The organism is Paenibacillus sp. 2003 (assembly GCF_031455635.1).
In the GTDB taxonomy this organism is placed as follows: domain Bacteria; phylum Bacillota; class Bacilli; order Paenibacillales; family Paenibacillaceae; genus Paenibacillus; species Paenibacillus amylolyticus_B.
Genome location: NZ_JAVDTB010000010.1, coordinates 53,894 through 75,249 on the forward strand (window position 1 = coordinate 53,894; position 21,356 = coordinate 75,249).

The window sequence follows — 21,356 nt, forward strand, 5'->3', positions numbered from 1 at the left end:
TGAAGATTACGTATTTGGATTCACTGGAACAAGTTTCACTGACTTAATTTCATACGGTTTGAATGTCAGTTCGAATGTGCCGTTCGGACAAGCCAACGGATGGATCTCATCCTCCAGCAGATTAATGACAGACGCCTCAATTCCCCCTTTAACCCATTCGACCTGTACCGTTTCTCTACCTCCTGATGACTCATAGAAACGCAGCACCGTTCCCGATCCATCTTCTGCGGGTTTGATTGCATCCAGAATGACATGCTCACTATGGAACTGAACCCAAGCATGTTCAGATGGCAAGTGCCCCGAAGACGGACTTGCTGTCACAAGCTCTACCGGATGATTAAGCTCCATCGCGCGGCGAACGACAGCAGCTTGTCGCCAATCTCCCTGATGTGGCAGGAACGAATATGTGAATTCATGGTCGCCCTGATCGGCATGTTCATCTGGCCATTTGGGTGCACGAAGCAGGGACAGGCGGATCGTCCGATCCTTGATGTCGTATCCGTACTTGCAATCATTCAGCAAACTCACACCACTGTTACCCTCTGAGATATTCGCCCAGCGATGACCGCAGACCTCGAACTGTGCCTTCTCCCAACTGGTGTTGTTATGGGTTGGACGCTCCAACGCTCCAAACGGGATTTCATAGGCTGCTTTGGCTGCCACCAGATCCACCGGAAATGCCACCTTGAGCAGCTTATGACTCTCATTCCAGTTCACTTTCGTATGGAAATCAACACGCCGCTGGTGGTGATGCAAAATGATATCCTGGCTGATCTCCGATTGATTCAGCTTCCACACATAACGCAGCACATCTCGCGTAGCTCCGCGCTGTACAACCTCTCTGGAGATCAACTGCACCGCACCTGCCCGCTGAGATTCAAACCGTGGATCGATATCCCAGGCATCCCAGTACGTCGGTTTGTCATGGAAAAACTGCCACTCATTAGCCCGATCACCGGGCTTCAGCCAGTCGCGTCCTACCGTTTTGTCATACCATCGGGTGATCTCTCCCAAGTCATTGAACTCAAGCGTGTAAAATTCGGTTTCCCATGTGGAAGGGAAAGTTTCTTCTTCCCTTACTGGAAGGATAACATCCGATGCCTCGCGCAGCCATATGGTTGTATACCCAAAAGCAGGAATCGATGGAACATGCACAAGCAACGTATACTTGTCTCCCTTTTGTTCGAGATCACAGGCCAGAGGGTTCCCTTGACGATCGAATGCACCCACCGTGGTGAGATTTGCATCCCCTGTAATGGTGATATTTTCTCCACGTTCCCAGCCGAGGCTGTTAAATATAATGTAGGGAAGACCATCAACTTCATCGGTTGCAATGTTCTCCGCAAGGATATCCAGCGTTTGCTGCAAGGCGGATGTACCTAATGTAAATACCTTCGTGTACTCCTCGGTGGACGTTACATATACTTCAGGAATCGACGTCCCCGGAATAATGTCATGGAATTGGTTGAGCATGATCAGCTTCCAGCCTTCATCCAGGTCATTCTTCGTGTGTGCAGCGCAAGCTCCGGCAAATTGCCCCCAGATCTCCGCTTCCCGGTACAATACCTCTGCCTTTCGGTTACTACGTTTATTCCTCGCATGAGTTGTGTACGTTCCGCGATGCAGTTCCAAATACAAGTCCCCGTGCCACTTTGGCAACGTTGGATTATTGGACGATATGTCTTCAAAAAAAGCAGCTGCCGTGCTGAATTTGCTGATTGGCTGCCCGACCATCAAGTGGGATCGCTCTGCAAACTCCACCATCTCATTCGTCACACCGCCGCCACCATCGCCATGTCCGTAGAGCAACATCTGCTCGGGATGCACATCCTTCTGTTTGTACGATTGCCAATGTTCATCCACATCTTTGGGCCGCGTATGCTCATTCACCCCATGATTCAGATAGGCCAGCACTGAAGTACCGTCAATGCCTACCCAGTCGAAGAGGTCATAAGGAAACGCGTTGGTGTCATTCCAATTCAGCTTGGTGGTCATAAAATAAGGAATATTCGCAAGCTTCAGCATCTGCGGCAAGGAAGCACAGTAGCCAAAGGTATCTGGCAGCCACTCGATGTTGGAGCGTTTGCCAAACTCCGCCTGGTAGAAGTTCTGTCCGTACAGAATCTGCCGGACCAACGACTCGCCACTCGGAATGTTCAGATCCGGCTCCACCCACATGCCTCCGACCAACTCCCAGCGGCCTTCAGCAATGCGTGTTTTAATTCGCTCGTACAGCTCCGGGTAATGTTCTTTCACGAAGGCATACAGTTGCGGCTGGCTCTGGGAATACACAAAATCCGGGTACGTGTCCATCAAGGTACACATGGTCGAGAATGTGCGACTGGACTTGCGAACCGTCTCTCGCACAGGCCACAGCCAGGCAATATCAATGTGGGATTGTCCAACCAGATGCATGAAGCCACTTCGATATTCCTCCGGGTCTTCCTGCTGTACCGACTGTACCAGTCCATGTTCAAAATTCTGTATCCATGCTGCATCAGTCCAGCGGTCCGGATTATTGTACATCTCATCCATCACCTGGTGAATGGCCTGAACAAGCGCCATCCGCTTGGGCTCCTTCTCGTTATATGCCCGGAGCGACTCGGCGAGTACCGTCACGCTATACATCAGGCTCTGCAAGGGCTGATTGATATGAACCAATGCTGTACGGATGCCCTGAATAGGCGGCTGAATCACAGCTTGTCGATTGAGTGGATCATGTGGCTCCGGGATCGGATCGTAGAGTTCAATCTCCAACTGCGGCTTATTCCCTACTCGACTTCTCGGCAGGGGTACGAATCCGTGATTCCGATCCAGTCCATGATAAGGCAAGCCATTCACCTTCAGCAGCCCTTCTCCTCCGGCCTCAAAAATCAACCCACTGGCTTGATCCTGCCAACTGTCCGGAATCTCCACACATTTACTCAGAAAATACGTCGTTCCGTGTACACTGTTCAGCGGATTCAAGCTTTGCACTGCCTTGTCCGCCTGCTCGTACTCGTATTCCCCTGGCCGAATGTATCTGGCCTTCTGCATCTCCCACGCTGGAAGCTCGATCGTATCCAGCCACTGCGACCGGTTCATATCCTCAATAAATCGTTGAATTCGAATCATACCTCCACCCCCACCTTCTGGATGTGCAGACTGCAAGCGGTCCAGTCAGCCGAATTACGGCCAACCATGAGTCTGAATTCACCTGGTTCCACAACAGACTGGAGACGAGAGTCGACCAGTGCGAGATGTTCTTTTTGCACAGGGAATGTAACGGTCTGGGTCTGTCCTGGCTCCAGATGGATTTTACGGAACCCTTTCAGTGACATTTCAGCCCGCGTGACCGAAGCTGATACATCGGTGATATACAACTGTACAACCTCACTTCCCGCAACCGCTCCGGTATTCGTGACTTCAACCATCACCTGTGCTTCATCGTCCGGGCCGATGATTTCTGGCATTACTCTTACATTCTCGTATTTGAATTTGGTATAGCTCAGTCCATGTCCAAACGGATACTGCGGCGCCAGATCCATCTCCAGATACCGCTTGCCACGCGTGCGCTTGGCATGATAGTAGACCGGAAGTTGCCCAACATGCTTGGGAATGGAGACGGTAAGGCGGCCAGATGGATTCACATCGCCAAACAGAATATCTGCGATTGCGTTACCACCTTCCTGCCCGGGGTACCACGCTTCCACAATGGCATGAACATTCTCATCAATCCAAGGTTCAGCGATGGGGCGGCCGTTAATATACACCACGATAACGGGTTTCCCCAGCTTATGAACCTCCTGCACCAGCTCCAATTGAACACCCATGAGATTCAGGGAAGCCCGGTCAATGCCTTCGCCGCACTCCATATCATTCCATGGGTCATCGGTTACCACAGACGCTCCTGTCCGCAAGTCGATCGTGCCTTCACCAAAATCGCGGGCGCTGGAACCACCCATCACCATCACGATGACATCCGCCTGTTCCGCACAGGCGAGCGCTTGCGCAAAGCCCTCTTTGGAATCGCCTTTAATCCGGCAACCCGGTGCGTACAACACCTGACCCGAATCCACGCCAAGCTTGCGCGTAATACCATCCAGTACGGTGACGATCTGTTCTCGCGGCTGTGGCGAGGTATAGTCCCCAAGTTGGTTATAGATATGGTTCGCGTTCGGACCAATGACAGCTAACTTCGTACCTGTTTTGGCAAGCGGAAGGATATTTCCTTCATTTTTCAGTAAAACAATCCCCTCTTGTGCAACTTCCCTCGCCAGCTGAGTATGGTCTTCACATCCGATAACCCGCTCTGCAAACTCTGGATCAACGAAAGGCTGTTCGAATAACCCGAGTCTGAATTTCATCTCCAACACCCGCCGCACAGCCAAGTCCAGATCCTTCTCTTCGATCAATTCCTGCTCAAGCGCCTGACCGAGATGTTTGCGATACATGTACCCAGACATCTCCATGTCCACACCTGCCTGAAGGGACTGTGCCACGGCCTGCTCCCCGTTCTCAGCGGTGTTATGTCCATGGACTAACATCTGAATGGCGCCAAAATCAGTAATCACAAACCCATCAAAACCCCACTGCTCACGCAGAAGGTCATTCAGCAGATACGTACTTGACGTGCAAGGTACGCCATCAATCTCGTTATACGCGGTCATCACGGAGCAAGCCCCGGCTTCCACTGCTTTTTTGAACGGCAACAGATCTATTTCATGCAATTCACGTAATCCCATATGAACTGGAGCAGCATTACGTCCACCCTCTGAGCTGCCATAAGCCGCAAAATGCTTAAGTGTCGCCACAATTGTCTGGTTGGAATCGAGGCGGTCACCCTGTAGTCCCTTCATGGCTTCTACTGCAAATTCACCAATCAAGTATGGATCTTCGGCAAAACATTCCTCCGTCCGTCCCCATCTCGGGTCACGCACTACATCCAGCACCGGGGAATACGTTGCCGCTCCCCCCTGACTCCGGGTCTCCACAGCGATGGCTTCACACATCTTGCGGTATAACTCCATATTCCATGTGCTGCCCACCATTAACGGTACCGGAAAAACTGTTGCCCCGATTGCCATATGCCCGTGGGAACATTCTTCTCCGAACAAAATGGGAATGCCCAGCCGGGAATGCTCCAAGGCATACTGCTGAATGACATTTGTGGCAACGGCTCCTTGCCGTGGTGTCAGACCTGTCTCCAGCGTTACTTCAGTCCATGGATCGGCCCGAAGTACGCCATACAGGGAACCGACACCGCCCTGTTTCATGTCCGCTTCGAACTCTTCCGTGACCTGTACTGTGCCATCTGCTGCCTTGACATACGTCTTCCAGCCCATCGGCTGGATGAGTTGTCCAATCTTCTCTGCCGTTGTCATCCGTCCGATCAGATCCTGAACCCGCTCCTGAATGGGAAGCGAAGCATCTTTATAGTCCATATGCACATTCTCCTTATGCGTTCGGAATTAGTTAGGCGCGTGAACTTGCGTCACATAGCTTTGCGGTAGTCACTTGGCGCTACACCCACCACATTCTTGAAAGCCCGATTGAAGGAATTATAGTTGGTATATCCCACTTCTTCACTGATCTCCTGAATGGCCTTATCCGTCTCCTGCATGAGCAATTTGGCTTTTTCGATGCGATGACTAATGAGCAGATCCACAAACTTCTCCCCAATCTCATCCTTGAAAAGCTTGCTCAGATACTTCGGATTAATATCGAATAGATCACTAAGGTAGTTCAGCGACAGATCGGGATTATTGTAATGCTCTTCAATGTATTTTCGAATCTCGAGAATATGAGATCTGTGTTTTCGCGAACATTGCAGCGTCTTCATCTGCAGGGCCAGTTCCCGGAACCCTTCCCAGCACAGCTCGCGCAAATCGTCTAAAGTCTCCCAGCCCTCAAGCCTTGGGAGAAGCGGGGTGAATATAGCGGCCCACGAATCCTGATACTCCCGTGGAAGTTCGGCGAATTCCCGATTGTAATGTTGAAATAACAATTGGATCGTATTCATAATCTCCTGACGGGACAGGACGGACTCACTGATTTGTTCAAACAGTCTTTCAAAATGTTTTTCCCAGACATCGTCCGATAAACGCATTGCCTGTACCAGCAGTGAGATGGTCTTCAGGAACTCATACACATCATTGGTCGAATTCGGCACATCGCTACACGGAATGATACGATTTATCCCCAGTACAGCCTTGTACTCCAGCGCGTGCACAGCTTCTTTCAATGAAGCTCTCAACCCCCGAATATCGACAGCAACCCGACCCACACCAATGGTGACGGTGAAGTTCAGATACTGATCGATTCTGTCCAGATAACCAGCGAGTAATCGATGCTCAGTCTCCTCGGCCTGTTCCATTTCCGGCATCCAGAGGATGGCGTACAGACGCTGATCGGAGATCCATTCAGCCCATACTTCCGTTCCTTCATGGCGTGCACTCTCCTGCAGAATACTGGACAACACAAATTTCAGGAGGGATTGGTCCTGATGATGATACTCCGTCACAAATGCATCATACCGATCCATTTCAATTACCATGACGGCCCAACGATGCTCCAGCTCAGGCATTTTGAACTTCTTCATCTCTGCTGTCAGCTCTGTGCTCGTAAAGTCTCGTGTGCCTTCCAGCAACTCCTGAAAGAGCATTTTTTTCTGCAAAATCAAATTCTCTTCATGCTCCTCCTGATATTGTCTCGTCTGATCAATCATGCGTTCCAACGTTGTATGGATGAATCGGAATTCATTCTCTTTGCCATAGTTCAGTCCGGATTGCTTCTGTGAAGAGACGGTCTGAATTAACGTGACAATCTGCTGAATCGGCTTGTAATTTCTACGGGTCACGTAGATCACCCACACCACCCCGATCAACACAACCACTACAGCAAAGGCAAACCAGATATTATAAAATTGCAGAGTCCATTTGACGATTTTTCCATTATTGAGACCTGTCTGCACTTTCCAACCGCTATAACTCGACGTAAATTCGGAGAAGACTTCTCCCGACGTGGTTTTAGTAGAAGCTGCAACCCCTCCTGGCATGCTGCTATCCCACAGATTGTCGCCCGAACGGTTGAAGATGTTCACAAACGTAAATTCCGGATCATACATCTGCATAATGGATTTTCTCAGGGTACTCAGGTCCACGTTTGTCACCACAAGTCCTTTGCCGTTTCCTACACTTCGCACAATCGTAATCACCTGCTCAGTTGCTTGCGAAGGAAAAGCTCGGAACGCTCGTGCTCCTGCCCACTTCTGTTCATCCCTTGACCGGCTATCTGCAATAAAGTCTGCATCCGGGAACTCTTCAATCGGAACAGCCTTCCCGTTACTGAAGACCGTGCCATCCCCGTATCGAACGAGATAAATAGAATCAATCAGCGGATACTCTATTTTCAATTCATCAACCACCTGGACCGCCTGAATGCCGGCATACACATCATCGCTGCCAGATACCGAGAAATAATTCTTCAAGTTAGGGTTGGTCAAAATCTCACGCAGTACCTTGAAGTCGATGGAGCGCAGGGAGTTGTCCAGATATTGCGTGACCTGAGAGGCCAGAAATTCATTGGCCTTGAGCGCTTCTCTACGGTTCTGTTCATTGAATACTTGAAAGAAAATAAAGAATAGAATGGTCGTCACAATAAAAAAAACAGGCAGATACGATAACAGCAAACGTCTAAACCAATTGTTGTTCATCTCCGAGATCCCCCCACCATTACTGTTCATGCTGAATGACGACAAACATCTGTGCTGATCGCTAATTTTCCATAAATATTCAGTACATTATATCGGATGACGTGGGGTTGTCATAGGAGAAGACCATCCCGGTCACGGGTGACAGACGGGACAGCCTCTATATTCAATCCTTCAATTATTGATTCTTCTCAATGGCACGCTGGTAGATCTCAAGGTAATTACTCAGTCCGAGACCATCGAAGCCTTTGACATACGAATCCCATTCCTTATCAATGCTCTTGCTGCCAATAATGAACTGTGCCATATTCGTCTGCACATAATCCTTGATGGCCGTAGTCAGTTGTGCAGCTGATTCCGTATCCTCTGGACGGATAAATACGTTCGCAGGGTATACTTCTTTTGGTGCATAAGGTTCATACACATTGGTTGCTTGAGCTAGACGTGTACCATAACCCTCTGCTTCTAAAGGGTTCTGTCCTTCGGCAAACAGATTACGGAATGTGTTGGACAAGTCATGCGCTCCGATCTGAGACCAGCTCTCGTTCACAACAACGTTCGGATCACGCTCAGGCAGGTTGTAGTAGCTGTATTTGGCAGGCTCGCCATTGATGTTTTTCTCATCGGCATCTGCCTTTTTCCAGCCCTTGCCTTCGGTTGGTCCATACTCTGCGTACAGCGCACCTTCTTCACTGAACATGTAGTCCACAATTTTGATGGCGGCAATCTGCTGTGCTTCTGTCGCTTTGTTCGTGATGGCAAACTCAAACTCACCGACGCTCTGTGTGGCGCCTGTTGTCTGCACTCCATCTGGTCCTTTCAATGGAGGAACGATCTCCCAGTGTTGGTGACGGGTGATGTCTTTGTCATAAGTATTCACGAGATAACTGACCAGCGCCGTTGTAATGGAGCCGACCACTTCATCGCCTTCCTTGTTGCCCAGTTGTCCGATTGCCTGATCGTTCTGTGTAAAGGAAGCCGGATCAATCAGGCCATCTGCATAGAGCTTGTTCATGTACTCCAGCCCTTTCTTCCAGCCTTCCTGATTGGCGGCAAAACTCACCTTACCATCGTTCACGATCAGGTATTTGTCGTTGTCATTGTATATAAAACTATTCATCAGATAGGCATCAATGTTGCCATTCCATACATACTTGTTCGGTGCACCCGTAAGTGGAATCTCGTCCGCTTTCCCGTTACCGTTGGGATCCTGTGTCTTAAACGCCTTCAGAACGGTATACAGTTCATCGGTTGTGGTTGGCATTTTCAGACCCAGATTATCGAGCCACTCTGTGTTGATCCAGTATTTCTGTGCATACGTACAGTGGTAACATTCATTGAAGATTGGCAGTGCATAGATGTTGCCATCCGGTGCCGTAATGGCTTCTTTGAAGTATGGCTTCTCTTCCATAATCTTGGTCAGGTTCGGACCATACTCCTTAATCAGATCTTGTAGCGGAAGGAACACGCCCTGTTTTCCATAGGTTTGAAGGTCTGAGGTGGTGAACTTGCCGTGAAGAAACACTTCGGGATAATCACCACTAGCCAGCAGCAATTGTCTGCGATCCTGCAAGGCGTCCGTTGGGGCCAGATCCCATTTCAGGGTAACGTCGAACTTGTCTTCGATAAATTGGGTGAATTCATTCTCTTCCATGGACGCTTTGCCTTGCGGAGCAAAAAGGGTCATGGTTACAGGACCGCCGCTCTCCCCGCTACCGTCGCTACTTCCACCCGACTCCTCGGATGAACTGCATGCGGACAACAAAGCCATCGAAGCAAAGACCAGAAACAACATCGAAATCCAAGATTTTCTCAATCTGACTCCTCCTTTTTGTTCATAACGGCAAATTATTGACTTGTACTGCACGTGTATAAAATCGATCCCGGAAGCCGGCGTGTTCCTTCCACCTCCTTTCAAGAGGCATCCGGGCTTAACTCACAAGGATTAACCTTTCAGGGAACCAACCATGACCCCTTTAACAAAATGCTTCTGTACAAATGGATACATGATCAGAATGGGAATACTCGCCACAACGATCAGTGCATATTTCAACACCTGCTCGAACCCTTGGTCCCGCATCTGTTGGCTGGTATTGGCGAGCATCGCCGGATCAGCCGCATTCAGGATGAGCAGATTGCGAAGCACGTATTGCAGAGGGAACAATTTCTCGGAACGCAGGTAGATCAGTGCATCAAAGTACGCATTCCAGTGACCTACGGCATACATGAGTGTCATGACCGCCAGAATGGGCTTTGATAAGGGAAGAACTACGCTGATCAGATACCGGATATCCCGGCAACCGTCCATTTCGGCGGCCTCCCCGAGTTCTTCCGGGATGGAAGATTGGAAGAAAGTCCTTGCCACGATGACCTGGAATACTGCGAGCGCCCCGGGCAGCCACATCGCCCAGCGTGTATCCAGCAGGTGCAAATCCTTCATCAAGAGGTAGGTGGGGATCAGACCACCATCAAAGAACATCGTGATCATCATGAAAATAATGATGACCCCTCGTCCATAGAACGATTTTCGTGACAAGGGATACGCCAGCATGACGGTCAGCACCACGTTAATGAACGTGCCCACCACGGTATAGATGATCGTGTTATAGAAACCGAGCATAAGCTGTTGGCTTTTGAAAATGGAGATGTACGCCTTAATGTTAAAGTCTACCGGGAACAGCCACACCTGGCCGGATGTCACGGCTCGTGAAGAGCTGAACGAAGAACTGATGATATACAAGAGCGGGTAAAACACCGTTAGCAGTATGGCGAACAGAAAGATGTAGTTAAGTGTCATAAAAATGCGGTCACCAAGCGGGTCCTTGATCCGGTTACGATTAATCAGGTTGAACATGGATAAGCTCCTCCTTTACCACAAACTGTTCTGGGATACTTTGCGCGATATGCCGTTGACGATAACCAGCAGGATCAGGTTGATAATGGAGTTGAAGAACCCTACTGCCGAGGAGAAGCTGAAATTCGCTCCGATCAGACCCACCTTGTACACATACGTGGAGATGACCTCCGAAGCGCTTGTGTTGAGCGGATTCTGCATCAGGTATATTTTCTCGAAGCCCACGCCCATAATGCTGCCCAGACTCAGAATCAGCATGATGACGGTGACTGGAACGAGTGTTGGAAGGTCAATGTGCCAGATTTTCCGAAGTCTTGATGCGCCGTCCATCTTCGCTGCCTCATACAGGGATGGATCAACACCAGCAAGAGCTGCGATATATATGATGGATGAATATCCCATGCCCTGCCACACACCTGACCAGACATAGATCGATTTGAAGTATTCCGGAATGCCCATGAAGTTGGTCATTGGGAAGCCGAGCAGTGAGAACAACTTGTCTACCACGCCCACATGTGGGGAGAGCATCAGAATGATAATGGATACCATGACAACGGTTGAGATAAAATGCGGAGCGTAAGTGACCATTTGCACGGTCTTCTTGAAGTAACCCGTTCGAATCTCATTCAGCGCCAGCGCCAGCAGGATGGGAATAGGGAAACCCGCAATTAAGGAATAGAAGCTAATGCCTATCGTGTTTTTGATTAACAGCCAGAAGTTTGGAGATTGGAAGAAGGCTTCAAAATGTTTGAATCCAACCCACGGGCTTCCCCAGATTCCTTTGACCACACTGAAGTCCTTGAAGGCAATCTGGACACCCACCATAGGGATGTACTTGAAGATCAACAGATACAACACCGGGGGCAGCACGAGCAGGTAGAGCTCCCAGTGTTTCTTGAGGCTTTTGATGAATGGATGCTGCCGCTTGGGCTCCACATGTTTCCTCTGCTGGAGTTCCATCTTGGCGGGTATGCTTTCCGTAGCTCGACTCATTTGCGTCACTCCTTCTACACCTCAAGTGTAATAATACATTACATTTACATCCCTTAAACATCCTTTTTTCTGTTCTCGTTTCCTTGTTAAACATAAACGATGTAAACATTCATACCAGGTAGCGCTTTCTTGATTTGATAGTACATCGCCCGGTAAACTTTTATCAATTTGCAATTTTCTCCGACTTCTCTTTATTCCATAAACCCTTGTGTGGCAAGCGATTACGAGCTGTTTTTGGTGGGAATTATGTTCCTTATGTATGAATAAAAAAATCCCGGAGGTGGTTATATCTCCCCCGGAATTGACATGGCATTCTATGCATGCATGTTCAAAAAGTTACCGATTCAGCACCGAGAAGGGGAACACACTGGAACAATCTCTATGCGCTTGTGATCAATCTGAACGTATGTGTGATGGGTAATGCACCGGTTGTAGCGGATTGTGGCAGTTCCACGAGAAGTCCGTCTTCCGTCTGCTGATACGAAAGTACGTCATCGCTACCGACGAGTTCGATCCGCTCTACCTTTTCCAGATAAGGAATGATTAACTGTAGTTGTACGGTCTCATTCTCGTTTCGGTACAAACGGAAGGCATATACGGTGTTGATCTCTTCTTTCTGCGTGAAAGCCCAATCTTTCGTAAAATATGGCCCGCAGATCCGGGTTCCATAGACACCTTCTCCATGAGTACCTAACCATTCACCGAGGCCCTTGATGCCTCGAATTGCCCCTTTTGGCAAACGCCCATCGGGTTGTGGTCCTACATTCAGCGCCAGGTTACCGCCCTTGGACACAACTTCAAGTAGAATATGTGCCAGCTGTCTTCCCGATTTATACTGATCATCGAATCCGAAGGCAAAGGAGTTCCCCACGGTAATACAGCTCTCCCATGGAATGTTCATCGGATGTTCCGGTATGGTCTGCTCGGGGGTAACGATATTCTCATACGGTCCACCCACGGTGCGATCTGCGGACAGGAGCCAAGGTTGTGTGGTCTGACGCGCCCGTTCCACGACTTCTCCCAGCCTGATATCCTGACCATGGCGACCTTCGCGCACCCAACCGGCATCCAGCCACAGACACTCGATCCGCCCGTAATTGGTCAGCAGTTCCATGATCTGCTCATGTGTGAACTCCACGAATTTCTCCCACAGCCACGGATACTTATGGGGATCATACGAAGGGCCGCGCCACATATGACGTCCACGCTCCATGCCCGGTGCCCAGTAATACGGGGTATGCCAGTCCGCTTTGGAGAAGTACGCTGAGATACCCAGTCCTTTGGCCCGGAAAGCGTCAAATAATGCTCGGCAGATGTCCGCATACTTATGGGTATGAAAAGGGGTTTCCTTACCCGTAATCCGGTAATCCGTCGTTTTGGTATCCCACATGCAGAAACCGTCATGGTGCTTGGTGGTGAACAGGAAGTATTTGAACCCGTTATCTGCCGCCATCTGTGCCCATTCCTCAGGCTGGAAACGAATCGGATTGAAGGTTTTGTTCAGATCAAAATATTCCCGCTTGAAGTCTTCCATGTCATCCGTCCAGTCAATGTCATCGCGCGACCAATCGCCATCCTCGTCACTCAACGCCCAGGACTCGACGAGACCAAGCTGGGAATACGGCCCCCAGTGCATCATCAGCCCCAGCTTCTGGTCCTTGAACCACTCCAACCGCTCATTCAGCAGCGGATCCTCCGGTTTGATCCACTCTTCCTCTTTGCTAAAATTGTGCACGCCGGCTTCGACAATCTGCTCTTCCTGCTCCAGTACGGTTTCTTTGGTTTCGCTCATCCTGTTTCATCTCCTCTGGATTAGATAAAAGATAGACCTTGTATGTTACGCCTGTTCACTCCGAGTGCAGTACCATCTTTCGATCGCTGTTATCCCCGGATTTCTTTTATTTCACTTTATAATTGTTGGAAATCCGGTGATAAAGGCGAGCGCTTCGCTTCTTCAGATTGGTTCTGCACTCTCCGTTTTGGCGTAAACGCTTAGTTTAACTGTTAAGGGGCGTAGTAACTTTGTTATTTCGAGTGCGGTGCCCTCTCCAATTACTATGGATTCCTTATTTCCCTCGTTTCTATAGGGAAATACAAGAGCAGAGAGAGTGCGATTCGTTGTTTCGGATTGGTTCTGCACTCTCTGTTATGGCGTAAACGGTAAGTCTCTATAGGATGTGTCTTCAACTTCAGTTCAGGGAAGATTTACGATGATGGATGTCAGCGCGTTTATAACGTCTCGAAATCCAAGCAGTTGATCCTGCGAATGGGTCGAAAATTATCTAAGAAAACAGGGCGTCTTATTTAGCCTTTTGGTCCTCTTTTTAAATTGTAAGGAACATCAGACACGTTATTTCCCGAAATTAGGTGGTAAAAACGCTGTAAACTGCTGTTTATTCTTATATATCTTGTGCTAGGTTCCTTAGATTTCTGCTAGCGCTTCGAATCCTTGAATAAGACGCCTCAGATTCGTTAGCGCTCGCTCCCTACTCTGCTCCAACGGCGAGCGGAGAGGACGAATCCACGCCCGCCCGGAGCGGAGCCTTTCATTGAAAGGGAGCGAAGTACTCATAACTTTTAATGCCACGGGAGTAGTAAAGTATCAACGTAGCCTACCAACGCCATGCAATGCTCCTTTTACAGCGTGATTTCGCGGCCTTGGCGTGCCGATTCGTAGATGGCACAGAGCATTTTCATCACTTCGACGCCGTCTTCGACGGGGCTAAGTGTTTCTTTGCGGCCCTGTGTGCTGTCGATAAAATGGTTGATTTCATTGCGAAATGAGCCCATAAAATCGAATGATTTGAAATCTACCTGTGGCGTCATGTTCAAAATGGTGTTGAATTTCTCGCCAATGATCGAAATTTCCGGCTCCAGTTCGGCACCGCCTTTGTCGCCATATAGTTTGACCGAAGTCTCATCCGCTTTGGCATGGAGCGTGAAACTTACATCCACGAGCAGGCTCGCGCCATTTTCGAAACGAATCAGGGCATTCGCCATATCCTCAACAGTGTTCTGTTCCGCATCATAATCTGCTGCTTTGTAGAACGACAGATTGTTAATGTTCGAGCGGTTCCCCAATCGGTTGGACACGTTAGCGGAGACGGATTTCACCTTCGGTCTGCCCATCAGATACCAGCAAATGTCGATCACATGCACCCCGATATCAATCAGCGGGCCGCCGCCGGAGCGGTTGATATCCGAGAACCAGCCACCTGGATTGCCCAGACGACGCAGACTGGAGGCTTTGGCATAATAGATCTCGCCAAGTTCACCCTCGTCGATAAATTTCTTCAGAATCTGTGCATTGTCGCTATAGCGGCGAACAAAACCGACTTGCAGCAGTTTTCCGCTGCGATGAACGGCCTTCTCTACCTCAAGGGCATCCTCCACCGTTTGGCAGAGTGGTTTCTCACATAGCACGTTTTTGCCCGCGTCCAGAGCAGCAATGCTAATCTCAGCATGGGAGTCGTTCCATGTACAGATGCTGACGGAATGAATCTCGGGCATTGCGAGCAGTTCCTTATAATCGGTAAACACATGAGGTGCATTATATTGCTTCGCGACTTCTGCGGCACGTGCTGCATTCAGGTCGCAGATGGCGTATATTTCAACGTCCGGGTTACTGGCATAGGCTTGCAAATGGCAATCGGATATTGATCCGGCACCGATGACGGCGACTTTCAATTTGGACATAGTACTGATTCCTCCATAAATAAAATAATTAAAGTTCTGCAGAGTAGACGTTCCGGTTGCGAATCGTTCTTCCGATCGCTCTTATCCCCAGATTTCTTCACTTACCTTTTTGCAAAGAGGAAATCCGGGGATAAAGGCGCACGCTTCGCTTCTTCAGAATCGATTTCGCCCCCTCCACTACTTTTTCTGACTGAATTAACTTTCTGTTTGAGCCATACATAACAAGTCCTATTTCATTTAAAACAAGTACTCAGCCCTATGCCTCTTCCCATAGGCGGCGGACGTTATCCATAGCAATACGTGAGGCGGTTTTGCAATCCTCCATGCCTTCAAATTCAACCGAGATATATCCGTCATACCCGGATTGTTTCAACACACGGAAGACCTCGGGCATGTTAATATCGCCATGGCCCACAATGGCACCGCGCAGGTAATTGCCATGCGAGGTTTGGAACCAGCCTTCACCGGGGTTCCGGTAGGAAGGTCTCCAGTAGAAGTCTTTGGCGTGCACGATCGACGCGTACGGAATGTTATTTTTTACGGCACTCACTGGATCTTCATCCACGCAAAGGAAATTGCCAACATCCAGTGTGGTTTTGAAGTTGCTCCGCGCCGTTTCGTGTAACAAACGCTGAATTCGCTCACTCGACTGCACATAGTACCCATGGTTCTCCACGCTTGTTGTGATTCCAAAACCCGCTGCATAATCGGCTATCCGCTGACAGGCTTTCACCAGTACCGGTAGGTCGATCTCGAACTGTGCTACAGTTCCCTCTGGTGCAGGGCGGAAAGCCACGTCATGACGCATCAGTTTCACACCTAACGCGGCAGCCACATCCACATGTCGCATCACATTCTGGATCTCTTGCTCCAACGCTTCGGCGTCCTCCTGCACAACAAAGTTAGCGCCGATGGCATAATTGGAAATGTCGATCCCTACCTCTTTTGCCACAGCTTTGATCTCATCAATTAATTCCGGATTATCGATCAGACTGAATCCCATTGGAACAATCTCCACATGTTCTCCGCCCTGATCAGCAATCCAGCGAATGGCATCAGGCACGGTTAATTCTTTGCGATCCAGTGCTTGTTGCAGACTGTAGGTGCTGAGTCCAACTTTCATTTTTCCTCATCCTCTCCTTTAGGACGTGTCTCAAAACTCACTGAAGTGCATCTTTTACCACCTTTTCGCCCCCTGCTGCGTCACTTTCCCTTGACGTGCCCCGGCACGCCTGCGGAAAATTTCCTTGCTTGGAACGAAAATTCGGCAAAATCTGCGTCCTTCGGAGTTTTCAGACACGCCCTAGTCAATGTCCATACCCAACGTATACCTTTTTCCGGCGGACACGACAATTCTCAATAATCGTTTGGCTCACCTATTTTCCTTTTTCTAACCCAAATCCGGTGTATCCACAAACGTTACGGCCAGTTCAGACGTCTGATGAAGCTCGAGTACGATGATTTCATTCTCACCTTCACGAAGGAGCGGGGCTGGTACATACAGTGTTTTTTGCGGTCCTTTATTCCAGTAGCGACCCAGATTGAATCCGTTTACAAATACAACCCCTTTGGTCCAGTTATCCAGTCGCAGAAAAGTATCTCTTACATCCGTGATATGAAACTCTCCTCGATAAAATGCCGGTCCCTGGGCTTCGTTAATTGCTTCGCTAATCACATCGCTGAATTGCAAGCCAGACAGATCAGTTAAAGGCAGACAATGAATCGTCCAATCATATAGAAATTGAAAGCCATGTCGTACCCCCTCCGTAATCCCCTTCGGATCTCTCAAATACGGGCCATAGTTGATTCGCCCCATATTTTCGACAAGGATCAATAGTTCTGCGCCCTCTGGCGGTACTTCAAAAGAAATCGATCCTGCTGTATTCCCCCGTTCGAGCACACCTTGAAATTGCCCATCAACAAACACAAGCGCACGGTCACAAACCTCCTGAACCACCAGTTCCTGTCGCTCTCTGGGCCCGGATATTCGGGTTTGATAACAAATAAATCCATAATCCTGACCCAGCTTCTCCATCGGTTCTGGATTCGTGCGTTGCAACGGGGCTGATATCCGGTCCAATTGCGTAAGTAATGACGCATGCTGGTTCAACTCAACTCGCCCATAGGCGATGGTTCCCTTTGATTCTGGCAGCACAAGCTCACCCAGATCTTCGTTGATATACCGAGCAATAAGATCACGTACGGCATGAAATTTCGCTGTCGGCTCCCCGGATTCACTGAGCAGTGAATCGTAATCGTAACTTGTAATGGTGGGTTCATATTGATCCTTCTGCTGACAGTTGGCCCCGTTATAAAATCCAAAGTTTGTTCCACCGTGGAACATATAAAAGTTAACCGAAGCACCTGCCCGAAGCATCTCTTCAAACACAACAGCTACATCTGCAGCTTCTCGGGTGTGATGCGACTCGCCCCAGTGGTCAAACCAGCCGTTCCAGTACTCCATGCACATTAAAGGTCCGTCCGTCTGATATTCACGCAGCTTGGCGAACGCTTCTTCCGTTCCTGATCCAAAATTAACTGTAGCCAGATGCCCCGGGATTGATCCCGCTTGCAGCATATGGTCCGTCGGTCCGTCCGAGGTAAATAACAACACATCCATACCGCGTGCTACCATGCCATCACGTAAATATTGCAGGTAACTCGCGTCGTTCCCGAAGCTGCCGTACTCATTTTCAATTTGCATTGCAATGATTGGCCCGCCATGGGTGCTCAGAAGAGGTTTCAATTTGGGCAAAAGCACATCATAATAACGATCCACATGCTTCAGAAATTTTGCATCATTGCACCGAAGACGGATATCATCAGCTGCAAGCAGCCAGGAAGGTAATCCGCCAAACTCCCACTCGGCACATATATAAGGACTTGGACGAACAATCACATGCAGACCCACATCTCCCGCAATGCGAATAAATCGTTCCAGATCAGCCAAACCTTCAAAACAATACTGCCCCGGCTGCGGCTCATGAACATTCCACGGCACATACGTTTCCACTGTATTGAAACCGCAGGCTTTCAACTTGAGTAACCGATCCTCCCAATAGTCGGGGACCACTCTGAAATAATGGATGGCACCCGACAAAATCCGAATGGGCTCGCCATCATACATAAATTGTGAACCTTTATACGTCAGCACCGCCATTCTACAACCCTCCCCGCTCGCTCAGATATATGCCTAACCTAGACAACGTTGGGCACCATCTGGATTCATGAATGCTTAATCGCATCTTTCTCGATGTGACCTGTGGGAAACAGCAAATTCGCTTATGCCCCACCACCGTCCCCTTGTAAAACTCTTCCCAACCCCCATCTGCCCTTTGTGACTCCAGTGTAAAACGCTCAATCCGTTGGCCTGTCTGGATATGTTCCATCAGCACCACCCGGTCAAACGATCGTTCCTCCTGCAAATCCAGCTCGATCCAAGCCTGCTCCGTTCCTTCGTGAGGACACCAATACGTTTCCCGGCGTTCCGTCAGCACTTCCGATACGGCATGTTGTTCATCCATCGTCTCCGATGCTTTTACTAGCGCCTGCAAGGCGAAATTTTCCTGAAAAATAGTGCGCAGTGAATCTCCCAATTCCTGTAGTCGCTCCACATCCTGTTCATGAATGAGACCACGCTTATCCGGTGGCAGATTGAGCAAAAAGGTGGCGTTGCCCCCCACTGCGCCGTAATAAACGGCGAGCAGTTCTTCCAGTGTTTTGACCTGATCATCTTCACTGGCATGATAGAACCATCCTGGGCGAATTGAGGTATTCACCTCGGCAGGGTACCAGATCAGTTGGTCACCTTGGGAACGAATGACCTCTCGGCTCCCCAAATCACTGTCCTGTGTATTGACTCTTGTTGCAAACTCACCATCATCCACCTGCTGCGATTGCTCCTGAATCTTCTCATTATCCTGCATATGCGCTGGCACAACGCTCCATTCCGATTCCCGTGTGTGTCCCGCTTCATTGCCACACCAACGTACATCCGGGCCGCATACCGAGATGACAGCTTCGGGCTGAAGTTCACGAATAAGCGCATAATAGGCGTACCAGTCATAGACCTGCCTTTTGCCATTCGGACCCTCACCACACGCGCCGTCAAACCATACACAGAAGATGTCGCCGTAATTCGTGAGCAGCTCGCGCAACTGTTGGAGGAAAAACTCGTTATACCTCTCGGAATCTCCATAAGTGGCTTCATGCCGATCCCAAGGAGACAGGTACACGCCAAACTTCAATCCACCCTCACGGCAGGCATCGGCGACTTCCTGAACCAAATCCCCCGCACCGTTCCTCCATGGACTGGCCGCGACCGTATGCGCTGTAAACTGGCTTGGCCACAAACAAAATCCATCATGATGCTTACACGTCAAAATCAGCCCCTTCATCCCGGCAGCCTTGCATGCCTGCACCCATTGCGCTGCGCTCAGTTCAGAAGGATTGAAGATCAACGGGTCTTCCTCCCCAGTGCCCCATTCCTGATCCGTAAATGTATTTACCGTAAAATGAATAAACGCGTAGAACTCCATCTCCTGCCATCTCAGCTGGCGTTCGGATGGGCTGACCTGTGCTGCGGACTTAATCCATTCGGCTGGTTGCAGTTCATAATTCATGGCGTATCACTCCTTTTATTTAGCGCATCCCTATATCATAGGACCACCCTTGCTTGGACCACTACTCAGTGCACTACTGTCCATGAATGGCTGTGATGCAAGCAATAACTGCTGCTGGGCTTCTTCAACCAAATGTGGATCAATGGGATAATTAAAGCTGCCTTCGTACCTCACGCCTGATCCCATATGTATCTCTGTGATACCCGTCTGCCTCACTAGGGTTTGAATTCCCTCTATGGTGACCCCCGACCCTGCCATGACAGCGATGTTCAAGGTTTGCCCCAATTGCTGAAGTTGTTTCAGTTCTAGCATCGCTTCAGGCGCTGTCCGTTTTCCTCCCGATGTAAGCACACGCTCCACATTGCCCAATGTGTTAATGGTCTTGAGCGCCTCAGTCAGGCTTGTGGTCACATCAATTGCACGATGAAACGTAACGCCCAAACCCTGAGCTTCGGCCATACATGATTGCAAGGATAGAAGGTCCACTTCGCCCTCTCCCGTGAGGGCGCCGATCACGATGCCAGCGGCTCCAAGTTCCCTCGCCACGCGTACATCCCGGGTCATGGCGTGGATGTCATCTGCGCTATAGCGGAACGAGCGGCTATGCGGACGGATCATGACATACACCGGAATGGATACCTGGGACACCACATGCTCCATGACGCCATAACTGGGGGTAAGTCCTCCTTCAGACATCGCAGACACCAGCTCAATCCGATCGGCCCCTCCCTCCTCAGCTGCCTTGGCATCTTCCACATCCACAGCAATGACTTCCAATACAGGCTGTCTCTTCATGAGGATTGCTCCCTTCACTTCATCATTGAATATTCTAGAACCGTTAACCCGTATCGATAGACATCACTCGAACTGCACACAGCCTGATCCATGACATAAAGGACCGACTGAATGCTTCATCAGCGCTCCTGCGGTCCTTCTTCATTATTATTTGACGACGGTCAGCTTCCAGATCGCAATCTGCAAAGGCTGACCTTCCTGAGCGATATATGGTTTGTCGGCAATGATCTTCATGATTGGATTCTCCTTTGGGGACCGAAATGGGCTAGCAAATAGAGAGCGCAACGGATTTCATCACTTCATCTAATGAATTTTGTTATTTTTGTTATTTATAGTGTTATTATTTATTAGCAATAGTCTAAAACGTTAGGATCAGAACGTCAATACAAAAAAAGACACCTCTAGGGTGTCTTCATGACTCCGATAACCTTCTGGTTACCGGAGCTTTTTCTATTTTTTACGCCGAGCCTTCGTCATTCGATTAAACATAATCAGAGCAGCAATAATCATGGCTATCATGGCAATATTACTCGCCACTTCTTGTGATAAGCCGAAAAGAACTCCCAGGTTAGTCACCAGGCCTCTTACAATCAGCGCCACCACAACCAGCAGGATTGGACTCAAAAAATTATAATTTCTCATTCCTAGCAACACCCCTGACCCCATTGTTCAGAACTACGAATCTCATAACACTATCATAACAGTA

13 protein-coding genes are annotated in these 21,356 nt (G+C 49.3%); all 13 read right to left on the minus strand.

Features of this window, described 5'->3' with window-relative positions; translation table 11 throughout:
- Positions 1-6: 6 nt before the first annotated feature.
- The 13 genes from J2X75_RS26475 to J2X75_RS26535 all read right to left on the minus strand — a co-directional run bounded on the left by J2X75_RS26475 (position 7) and on the right by J2X75_RS26535 (position 21,292).
- Entirely contained in the window at positions 7-3,114 is a 3,108-nt protein-coding gene (locus J2X75_RS26475; protein ID WP_310341932.1) for an alpha-mannosidase, read from the minus strand.
- Positions 3,111-5,423, minus strand: a complete 2,313-nt coding sequence (locus J2X75_RS26480) for a glycoside hydrolase family 3 N-terminal domain-containing protein (protein WP_310341934.1) — start codon at positions 5,421-5,423, stop codon at positions 3,111-3,113. Before J2X75_RS26480 ends, J2X75_RS26475 begins: the two co-directional genes overlap by 4 nt.
- Positions 5,424-5,473: 50 nt before the next feature.
- Positions 5,474-7,693, minus strand: a complete 2,220-nt coding sequence (locus tag J2X75_RS26485) for a helix-turn-helix domain-containing protein (RefSeq protein ID WP_310341937.1) — start codon at positions 7,691-7,693, stop codon at positions 5,474-5,476.
- A 175-nt stretch (positions 7,694-7,868) separates the two neighbouring features.
- Positions 7,869-9,506 carry a type 2 periplasmic-binding domain-containing protein gene (locus J2X75_RS26490; RefSeq protein ID WP_083679689.1) on the minus strand — a complete coding sequence of 546 codons (1,638 nt, stop codon included), beginning with the start codon at positions 9,504-9,506 and terminating at the stop codon, positions 7,869-7,871.
- Between the two features lie 129 nt (positions 9,507-9,635).
- On the minus strand, positions 9,636-10,544 hold the full coding sequence (locus J2X75_RS26495) for a carbohydrate ABC transporter permease (protein ID WP_307540661.1): 909 nt from the start codon (positions 10,542-10,544) through the stop codon (positions 9,636-9,638).
- A 15-nt stretch (positions 10,545-10,559) separates the two neighbouring features.
- A complete protein-coding gene (locus tag J2X75_RS26500) occupies positions 10,560-11,537 on the minus strand; it encodes an ABC transporter permease (protein WP_373428286.1) in 978 nt (325 codons plus the stop codon).
- Between the two features lie 379 nt (positions 11,538-11,916).
- The gene (locus J2X75_RS26505; protein ID WP_310341942.1) at positions 11,917-13,329 is read right to left on the minus strand and encodes an alpha-L-fucosidase; all 1,413 of its coding nucleotides are present in this window, start codon (positions 13,327-13,329) and stop codon (positions 11,917-11,919) included.
- Between the two features lie 845 nt (positions 13,330-14,174).
- Positions 14,175-15,233 carry a Gfo/Idh/MocA family protein gene (locus J2X75_RS26510; RefSeq protein WP_310341945.1) on the minus strand — a complete coding sequence of 353 codons (1,059 nt, stop codon included), beginning with the start codon at positions 15,231-15,233 and terminating at the stop codon, positions 14,175-14,177.
- A gap of 256 nt (positions 15,234-15,489) precedes the next feature.
- On the minus strand, positions 15,490-16,356 hold the full coding sequence (locus J2X75_RS26515) for a sugar phosphate isomerase/epimerase family protein (RefSeq protein ID WP_310341948.1): 867 nt from the start codon (positions 16,354-16,356) through the stop codon (positions 15,490-15,492).
- A gap of 267 nt (positions 16,357-16,623) precedes the next feature.
- A complete protein-coding gene (locus J2X75_RS26520) occupies positions 16,624-18,393 on the minus strand; it encodes a glycoside hydrolase family 35 protein (RefSeq protein ID WP_310341951.1) in 1,770 nt (589 codons plus the stop codon).
- 1 nt (position 18,394) lies between these two features.
- Entirely contained in the window at positions 18,395-19,855 is a 1,461-nt protein-coding gene (locus J2X75_RS26525; protein ID WP_310341953.1) for an alpha-L-fucosidase, read from the minus strand.
- Between the two features lie 30 nt (positions 19,856-19,885).
- On the minus strand, positions 19,886-20,650 hold the full coding sequence (locus tag J2X75_RS26530) for a copper homeostasis protein CutC (RefSeq protein WP_310341955.1): 765 nt from the start codon (positions 20,648-20,650) through the stop codon (positions 19,886-19,888).
- A 450-nt stretch (positions 20,651-21,100) separates the two neighbouring features.
- Positions 21,101-21,292: a hypothetical protein gene (locus J2X75_RS26535; protein WP_062837718.1), complete on the minus strand. Its 192-nt coding sequence runs from the start codon at positions 21,290-21,292 to the stop codon at positions 21,101-21,103.
- Positions 21,293-21,356: the final 64 nt, after the last annotated feature.